This window comes from Candidatus Desulfatibia sp., assembly GCF_036446775.1.
In the GTDB taxonomy this organism is placed as follows: Bacteria; Desulfobacterota; Desulfobacteria; order Desulfobacterales; family UBA11574; genus Desulfatibia_A.
In genome coordinates, this window is record NZ_JAZFTO010000380.1 from 1 (window position 1) to 3,087 (window position 3,087).

6 protein-coding genes are annotated in these 3,087 nt (G+C 45.7%); 5 read left to right on the plus strand and 1 reads right to left on the minus strand.

From position 1 onward, the window contains the following. The coding region (locus V3S16_RS17205; protein ID WP_413887188.1) for a PIN domain-containing protein at positions 1-328 on the plus strand (328 nt) is incomplete at its 5' end. A 259-nt stretch (positions 329-587) separates the two neighbouring features. On the opposite strand, the gene V3S16_RS17210 is transcribed toward V3S16_RS17205, so the two are convergent. Beyond that, positions 588-1,037 (minus strand): metal-dependent hydrolase, encoded by a 450-nt coding sequence (locus tag V3S16_RS17210; protein ID WP_413887190.1) that lies wholly within the window; start codon positions 1,035-1,037, stop codon positions 588-590. Between the two features lie 298 nt (positions 1,038-1,335). On the opposite strand from V3S16_RS17210, the gene V3S16_RS17215 reads away from it, so the two are divergent. The 4 genes from V3S16_RS17215 to V3S16_RS17230 all read left to right on the plus strand — a co-directional run. Next, positions 1,336-1,614: an NERD domain-containing protein gene (locus V3S16_RS17215; RefSeq protein WP_413887198.1), complete on the plus strand. Its 279-nt coding sequence runs from the start codon at positions 1,336-1,338 to the stop codon at positions 1,612-1,614. Positions 1,615-1,697: 83 nt separating this feature from the next. Beyond that, positions 1,698-2,000, plus strand: coding sequence for a helix-turn-helix domain-containing protein (locus V3S16_RS17220; protein WP_413887192.1), 303 nt, complete (start codon positions 1,698-1,700; stop codon positions 1,998-2,000). Between the two features lie 630 nt (positions 2,001-2,630). Continuing rightward, on the plus strand, positions 2,631-2,888 hold the full coding sequence (locus V3S16_RS17225) for a hypothetical protein (protein ID WP_413887194.1): 258 nt from the start codon (positions 2,631-2,633) through the stop codon (positions 2,886-2,888). After that, on the plus strand, positions 2,885-3,087 hold a 203-nt coding region (locus V3S16_RS17230), incomplete at its 3' end, for a hypothetical protein (protein ID WP_413887196.1). The genes V3S16_RS17225 and V3S16_RS17230, both read left to right, overlap by 4 nt.

The following is a 3,087-nucleotide window of genomic DNA, read 5'->3' on the forward strand; positions in this document are numbered from 1 at the left end:
GAATTTGCTCAAAAGGCTGCGTGATAAGGAAAAGTTTGGTCTGTGGACCGGTGCCATGCAGCGTGCGGAGGTGGTCTTTTTCATGCGACCGGAGGAGGAAGAGGCGACCTTGCTGTTTTTAACACAATTTCAGACGGCCCCTGTGGACCAAGGCGTTATTGATATGGCCGGAAAAATTTATCGCCAATGGAATCCGCGCCATGGAACGGATATTAACGATGCAATCCTTGTGGCCACTGCCATCAAATCCGGCGGAACAATCTTTACGCTAAATACCAAACACTATCCCATGCCTGAAGTAAACGTACAGAGGGGATGGAAGCAATAGGGGCGTTCGTAACATCAAGATACCTCGCAACATCAGCCCCGGAATAAACGAGTTCCCCGACATAAATTCACGATATTGCACGCCTGGCTTGCACTACTGCTCTTCTTCGACCCCATTGCCAGGGCATTGGCCGGATTCGAGTCGATCAAGGGAAGTGGGGGACGGTCATTCAATTTAACTTTTCTTTCCGGTGAGTTAAGGATGGGTCTATTAATGCAAAATAGTTAGCTGGAAGAAGGCGGTTGAGAAGTTTTGGAAGTCAGAATTTTCGATCCAGAACAAGATGAGAAAGGTACCCGAAGACAGCAGCAAGATAAAATGGCAGCACATCCGGTAAAGAAAGTTTATAAAACATCATGGGAAGGATAATAATCGGCAAAGGAATGATGAGCATGGCCCACCAGGTGTGAGTCCAGCCCCTATGATGGCCGATGGCTGGAAGCAGGGCACAAAACCCTAAGATGGCGGCCCATTTAAATTTGCCTTTAATCATTAGGGCCAGATCTAAAATAACCAGGCAACCGTAAAACAGGTTCTGGCCTTTTGAGTCCGTATCTGTATCCGGAAAGAGGGCCCCCAGTAGTACGATTAACAAAAGCACCAGAGCCGTTATGGGATCGGGCTGGTAAATTCCGAAGCCGAACAAACCGGCCAGGCACAAGCCCCAGAAGATTAACCTCCCGGTTAAATGTCCTTTATATCCGGGCATGATATTTTGTACGGGAGTGGGGTCAAACCTTGATCCTTGATTAAAAGAGTATAGAGTACAGTATTCGTGAGACTTCCAAGACGTCCATAAATAAGCAAATAACTTTCCGAAACCTCTTTAACAGGGGGCCTTGGGGGACATCTATTCGATTATAACTTTACCCATTTTTATAGATCTACAGTAAAAGGATCGGGCTCAAAGCTTGAATTGTGAATTAGCAGCAGCCGTTTACGTTTAGAGATGATACAACAAGTATCAAACATCGCAGATTTTTTATAAGGAGTGCATCTTGGCAACAATGATCCCTGAAAATGTTGAGATCTTTACAACTGAAGGCGAAAAGCAATTTTACCGCTTTCTTGAATCTGTTGCTAAGCCGGACTCTCAATACATTGCGTGGTACACACCGGATTTAAAAGGAAAGGAACCCGACTTTATATTGTTTGGCGATAAGATCGGGCTCATCGTTTTTGAAGTCAAAGATTGGGCCTTAGAGCAAATCCGGGAAGCAAATCCACAGCATTTCATTCTCAGTATGGGCGGAAAAACTAAATCCCGGAAAAACCATTCCAAATAATTGCATGGAGAGCGTGTCATCCGTGGTTTAAAAAGGTTTTCAAACACACGAAGAATACGAAAGGGTAAGGCGATAAATAAAACATGAAAACGACTTTGCAGCAGTTAAAAAAATGGATCCGGCTGACGGAAAGCGAACATCTCGAATTCAAACAGGCCGGTCGGCAGTTTGATTCCGAGAAGCTCACCCGTTATTGTGTCGCACTGGCCAACGAAGGAGGGGGGAAGCTCATTTTGGGGGTGACGGATAAACAACCTCGTCAGATTGCGGGGACTGAAGCTTTCCCGGATGTCGGCAAGACCCAGGCTCAGCTTCTGGACAGGCTCCACCTGCGGATCGATGTGGAGGAGATGGTTCATCCGGACGAAGGGCCATGGGGGACGTAGGTAAAAAAGTAAATTTCTATTCGTTTGTCAGTCGATAACCAAACTTTTTTGCCAGTTTCTCCCCCCTTCTGACGGAAATGCTCACAGCCGGTGGCGTCAATCCCAGTCTGTCAGCAAAGTCTTTCATGGTTATCCCGAGTTCTCTGGCCGTACTGTTTACCTGCGGGGAAAGCCGATAATACCCCACCTCCTTTGTTGTTAAGGGTTCGCATTAATTTACTACGGGTTCACCCTTGACACTGCGGATATGGAGCATCCTCAACTTTCTCTCAATTAAGGTGCTTCTCTGTCAAACCGTCCAAACAATGGCCTTTAAGCTTTGTAAATGCGCTCAGAAAAGATGGATACGTCTTCACCGCTATGAAAAATTAGCGATGGTAATTAAAGGGGTAAAGTTTGTTGACGGTATTGAAATAATACGGATCGCTGCCTAATGCCGTGCACAACATTTGACAATAACTCACTCGACAATCGCTCAACTTAGGTAAATATTTTCGTGTAATTCGTGGAAAAATCTATAAATTTATCATTGATGCATTGCATTGGGATACGATGATTTCCGCAACGTATTTCCGTTGACAATTTTAATTTCTTACGTTATATTTCTTACGTATGCATTTGGAGGTATCAATGGACAAAATCATGTCAACCCGCATTGATGAAGCTGTGATCCGGCGAATTGGTCTAATGGCGAAAAAGCTGGGTACGTCAAAAAAATCCGTGATTGAAAATGCCGTTCGACACTATGCTCAAAAAGTCGAACTGGAGCATAAGTTCGATGTTTTCACCGATACATTGGGTTGCTGGCAACGAGATGAAACGGCTGCCAAAACGGTCGAGCGCATTAAAACCGCTATGCGCCGATCGCAGGAAAGGTATAAACGGTGAAGGCGTACATCGATTCGGACGTTCTCATCTGGCATCTGCGCGGAGAACGCAAGGCTTTGAATTTGCTCAAAAGGCTGCGTGATAAGGAAAAGTTTGGTCTGTGGACCGGTGCCATGCAGCGTGCGGAGGTGGTCTTTTTCATGCGACCGGAGGAGGAAGAGGCGACCTTGCTGTTTTTAACACAATTTCAGACGGCCCC

What these genes read in the sequence shown, in the direction of transcription:
- V3S16_RS17210 (WP_413887190.1), bottom strand. Translation starts at nt 1,037, where the DNA reads ATGCCCGGATATAAAGGACATTTAACCGGGAGGTTAATCTTCTGGGGC.
- V3S16_RS17215 (WP_413887198.1), top strand. Translation starts at nt 1,336, where the DNA reads ATGATCCCTGAAAATGTTGAGATCTTTACAACTGAAGGCGAAAAGCAA.
- V3S16_RS17225 (WP_413887194.1), top strand. Translation starts at nt 2,631, where the DNA reads ATGGACAAAATCATGTCAACCCGCATTGATGAAGCTGTGATCCGGCGA.
- V3S16_RS17220 (WP_413887192.1), top strand. Translation starts at nt 1,698, where the DNA reads ATGAAAACGACTTTGCAGCAGTTAAAAAAATGGATCCGGCTGACGGAA.